7 protein-coding genes are annotated in these 4,024 nt (G+C 59.5%); 3 read left to right on the top strand and 4 right to left on the bottom strand.

Annotation, left to right across the window (positions count from 1 at the left end; translation table 11 throughout):
- Positions 1–252: 252 nt before the first annotated feature.
- The 3 genes from ACZYZ4_RS19360 (at position 253) to ACZYZ4_RS19350 (ending at position 1,741) form a co-directional block, all read left to right on the top strand.
- Positions 253–735, top strand: a complete 483-nt coding sequence (locus ACZYZ4_RS19360; RefSeq protein ID WP_463863399.1) for a MarR family winged helix-turn-helix transcriptional regulator — start codon at positions 253–255, stop codon at positions 733–735.
- A 203-nt stretch (positions 736–938) separates the two neighbouring features.
- Positions 939–1,259: a DMT family transporter gene (locus ACZYZ4_RS19355; RefSeq protein WP_463863398.1), complete on the top strand. Its 321-nt coding sequence runs from the start codon at positions 939–941 to the stop codon at positions 1,257–1,259.
- 77 nt (positions 1,260–1,336) lie between these two features.
- Positions 1,337–1,741, top strand: a complete 405-nt coding sequence (locus ACZYZ4_RS19350) for a DMT family transporter (protein WP_463863397.1) — start codon at positions 1,337–1,339, stop codon at positions 1,739–1,741.
- Between the two features lie 184 nt (positions 1,742–1,925).
- Here the strand turns inward: ACZYZ4_RS19350 and ACZYZ4_RS19345 are convergent, their stop codons facing one another.
- The 4 genes from ACZYZ4_RS19345 to ACZYZ4_RS19330 all read right to left on the bottom strand — a co-directional run bounded on the left by ACZYZ4_RS19345 (position 1,926) and on the right by ACZYZ4_RS19330 (position 4,024).
- On the bottom strand, positions 1,926–2,435 hold the full coding sequence (locus ACZYZ4_RS19345; RefSeq protein ID WP_463863396.1) for a GNAT family N-acetyltransferase: 510 nt from the start codon (positions 2,433–2,435) through the stop codon (positions 1,926–1,928).
- A 210-nt stretch (positions 2,436–2,645) separates the two neighbouring features.
- Positions 2,646–3,167 (bottom strand): hypothetical protein, encoded by a 522-nt coding sequence (locus ACZYZ4_RS19340; protein ID WP_463863395.1) that lies wholly within the window; start codon positions 3,165–3,167, stop codon positions 2,646–2,648.
- Between the two features lie 99 nt (positions 3,168–3,266).
- Complete coding sequence (locus tag ACZYZ4_RS19335; RefSeq protein ID WP_463863394.1) at positions 3,267–3,773, bottom strand: GNAT family N-acetyltransferase; 507 nt, start codon at positions 3,771–3,773, stop codon at positions 3,267–3,269.
- A 101-nt stretch (positions 3,774–3,874) separates the two neighbouring features.
- Positions 3,875–4,024 carry a hypothetical protein gene (locus ACZYZ4_RS19330; protein WP_463863400.1) on the bottom strand — a complete coding sequence of 50 codons (150 nt, stop codon included), beginning with the start codon at positions 4,022–4,024 and terminating at the stop codon, positions 3,875–3,877.

The raw sequence follows: 4,024 nt of genomic DNA, 5'->3' as shown, positions 1-4,024 counted from the left end.
CCTGCATCCCGGCCCAAAACACCTGCAGCAAATCCGGTCTTACGTAGATCGAATACCTCGCCATAACAACACCCATCCGCTAAGTGTTGCAATCACCGCAAGAACCCAAGGAACCTTCTGCGGGACACTTGTCGCCGAGTGGAACGCTATTCGCGCCATTCGCGCCCATTTGCGTGACCTCGGAGCGGCCCCGTCGGCCTGGCGGAGTGGTCAAATTTGCCAGGCTCACCAAACTAGAGATACGGTCACTGCATGCACATGCAGGTATCAGATCAGAAAGACACAACGCCTATTGCGGACCTCAGTGCGGCTTGGTCGCAGGTCGCTTCTTTTGCATCGGCAATGGATGCCAGTCTCGGCAAGTGGCTGATGGATGCCCACAGGATCGGCCTGACGGACTATCGCGCGCTGGCACAACTCAGCCAAGCCTCCGACAAGGAATTGCGCGTCAACGACCTTGCCCAGCGGATTGGATTGAATCAGAGCTCTGTCACACGCCTAGTGAGCCGCCTGGAAGCAAAGGGCCTGACGTTCCGTGACACCTGCCCTGACGACGGGCGCGGCGTCTATGCGGTCATCACGGAGCAAGGGGAAACCTTACTCAGGGAGGTGCGCGGAGCCTACGAGGAGCGGGTGCGCGGCCTCCTTGGCAATATGGGCGCGCACCATCCGGAGCTCGACGCACATCAGGTGACCCGCGCGCTGCGCGACATCAGCAATGTCGTCTCCCGCTAGCGAATCTCACAGACGTCACGGAAGCCGGCCACATTTCAGAATATGCATGTACATGCAGCAATATCCACCGCACACAACTCACCAGTACCGCGCACCGGCTCCCGTCGAACGGGCCTGGAGCCGTTAGAACGATTTCTCCACCTCAGACAGGGCGGCATCAACGCGCCGTCTAACCCAGCAACACCCACGAAAGGAAAACCATCATGAGTTGGCTCTATTTAGGAATCGCCGTGATCTTCGAAATTGCGGTCGCTTTCGCAGCGAGTAAAGCACAAGGCTTCACCCGCCTGTGGTGGACCATCACCACACTCATCAGCGGCGCAATCGCCACCTTCTTCCTCAGCCTGGCACTCCTGACCTTCGACGTCGGTGTCGGCTATGCGCTCTGGGTCTCGGTGGCCGGCGTCGGTATCACCATCCTGGGCGCAATGCTCTTCGGCCAGCGACTGAAATGGCGCCAGGGAGCCGGAATCGGAATCGTCATCGTCGGCGTTGTCGGCCTCCAACTCGATGGGGCTGCGTGACAAATCATGCAGCGCCGGTCCTGCCTGCCGATCAGACCCTCCGCATTTCCTCCGACCCTTCTCGAATGGACTGACAAATGACCGCAACACTCGTCACGAACAATAGGAACACCGGGGCGTGGCTCGTTTTGCTCCTGGCCGGAGTATTCGAAGTCGGCTACGCACTCAGCGTCGGCGGCAGCCAAGGATTCAGCATCCTGAGCTGGTCAATCTCCGCATTGGCGTTCTTCCTCTTGACACTGTTCTGCCTCAGCGTCGCACTCAAAAGAATCGATGTCGGGATCGGCTATGCCGTATGGGCTGGCATCGGCTCGGTCGGCTCGGCCGCCCTCGGCCCGGTCTTTTTCGACGAAACGCTGACCCCGGCACGCGCCTTCTGGCTGGCCGTGATCATCGCCGGAGTAGTCTGGCTGAAACTCGCCGACAGCCCGAAACTCGAAACAAAGAGCAAAGCGGCCATGCTTGGCGCCACGCAGCCGTGAACGGGTGATCCGCTGGGGGCCCTCGGGGTCGCAATCTCTGCAGGAACAGCCCTCGCCGACTTCTTCGCTGCGGCTCCGCTGACCTTAGCAGCCCACCCGGCTCCCATCAGGCGGGTGGCTGCCCTGGTGCTGGCCGGATGCCGGTCGGCTCAGTTCCCAGGTCAGAGCCCTGAATGGGGAACCTCTATGGGGCCGCTAGATGTACTCCGAGGACTGTCCGGATTGCGATGGTGCCGCCACGATCATCTTCGATGTGGTGCATCCCGATTTTTTCGGCAACACGGCGTGATGCCATATTGTCAGGATGAATGATGGCGACGAGCTGTTGCGCTTTGAGTTCTACGCGGGCGAAGTCCTTGCATGCCGCAGCTGCTTCGGTTGCGTATCCCTGTCCTTGGACGTCGGCGCGCACGTGGTAGCCAACTTCCAGCACGAGGCGACCATTGGCTTCCTGCCAAGTGAGGCCACAGTCGCCCAAGAAAGTGCCATCGAGGGTTTCCACGATCCAAAGGCCGTACCCGTACTCGGCGTAGTTCGCTTCATTCCAGGCAATCCACTGGGCCGCCTCGTCTCGGGTTTTGGGTGCGGGGTAATACGTCATGACAACTGGATCACCGAGTAGCGCAGCCATGTTGTCGAGGTCTGCTGTCGCCATCTGCCGGAATCGAAGTCGAGCTGTTCCTTTGGGAATCACCCACGAAGTTTACAGGCGCACCGTAGGCCGAACCCCATACGCTGCAATGGAGCCGCTTTCCAAAAACGGGCGTGGTGCTAGCTTTGGTCGAGCCGTATTTCGCAGATTCCTCCTGTCGGCTCCCCATGCAGAGTGAAGTCGAGGGTTAGGCCATCTCCCTGGCGGAGCCAATACGCGTCCGCTAAGGGATCGCTCACCGGACACCTGTGATCATTTAGTTGAATTGTGCTGCGGCAACTGAAAGATGAAACGGTCTTTGGGGGACCATAAGTAATCGTTGTCGCACCTGTACCCACGCAGCCACTCTTGCCCGTCTACGACGCGAAGATAGAAGCCCTTCGGATGTTCGTCGTTCATCCAGGGAACTTCGCTGGCAACCGTGAGGGCGCCATCGGGTGCCTGCCCCGACGACATGATCGAGTCGCGGGACGCCTTTTGCCCTTTCAGGGCCATACGTAAATAGGGTGCAGTATCCGCCGGGCACAGCAACAAGCCTTGTTGCTGTGCGGCTTCGAAAATTTGAGAAAGCGTCTCCCCTGTGGACAACCCCAGTTCGGCAACCGTGCGCTCTGTGACCACCACGGGGCGGGAAGCTTGGGCGTCAAAGACGAGGTCATCGATTAGGGATTCTGCGTGTCCGTTGAGAAGAACACCGTGCGAACTCAAGCTGCTCATCAGCTCATGTCGGGAAAGCCCACCGACGCGCACTTCAAACCGTTCGATGCCAAGCATGTATGGCACCCTACACGAAACCGCCAGAACAGCTTGGGAGGTTGCCGCAAGTAGCTCGTCGAAACGCCCGCAAGCCGGTCGCGGCATGACGGGCAGGGACTACTCCAGCACTGCGGCCATCTGTACGCGACGCCCGTACCTAGCAAGCTCGAGACTTCCTTCGACATCGATCAGTTTGCGGTGGAAGTCAGTCGAAGGGGCCTCCTCCGCGAAACCAGCTCGCGAGTAAAAAGGTCCATTCCACGGGATATCGGCATAAGTACGGAGGGTCAACCGGTCATACCCCCGTCCTCGAGCTTCTTTCTTCGCGGCATCGATCAGCATGCGCCCGTATCCGCGACGACTGTATTCGGGCAATACTGAAAGTTGCTCTAAGTGCGCAAACTTGTCTGCCTCAATGACGTGCACGAAACCCACGGCAGCGCCCGTGTCTGTCGCTTCAGCAACCAGGACGTATCCGGGGTCTGACGCTCTCGAAGCGTCAGATGGGGCGGGCGGCCACTGCTCAGGGAGCAGCCGATCAATGAGAAGCCGATCGGCAGCATTTTCGATCGTCTCGACTGCGGCGTAATCAGCCGCGGTCGCGAAGCGGATTCGAATGGTCACCAATTGATCATATGGTGGCCGCTCGTAAGCCGTTCGATCACCGCACTGTTGGTGCCCGTTAGCCGAACCTGCTGCGGGCGTTCTCTTGCTCCTGCTGTTGGTTAGTCCGCGATGATTCGGAGTCTGTTGGGTGCCCCGACGGTCAGCTCGGATCGGCCGCCAATGGGCAGCGTAATCTGCGGCTGTGTGTGTCCAAAGTCTGCATTGGCCAGGACGGGAAGCCCGGCGAGGACCGGCTGGGTCCTGACGAT

The organism is Pseudarthrobacter adonitolis (genome assembly GCF_055412845.1).
The sequence above is the reverse complement of the archived record's forward strand: the minus strand, read 5'-3'. Positions and strand labels throughout refer to the sequence as shown.

What these genes read in the sequence shown, in the direction of transcription:
- ACZYZ4_RS19360 (WP_463863399.1), top strand. Translation starts at nt 253, where the DNA reads ATGCACATGCAGGTATCAGATCAGAAAGACACAACGCCTATTGCGGAC.
- ACZYZ4_RS19355 (WP_463863398.1), top strand. Translation starts at nt 939, where the DNA reads ATGAGTTGGCTCTATTTAGGAATCGCCGTGATCTTCGAAATTGCGGTC.
- ACZYZ4_RS19350 (WP_463863397.1), top strand. Translation starts at nt 1,337, where the DNA reads ATGACCGCAACACTCGTCACGAACAATAGGAACACCGGGGCGTGGCTC.
- ACZYZ4_RS19340 (WP_463863395.1), bottom strand. Translation starts at nt 3,167, where the DNA reads ATGCTTGGCATCGAACGGTTTGAAGTGCGCGTCGGTGGGCTTTCCCGA.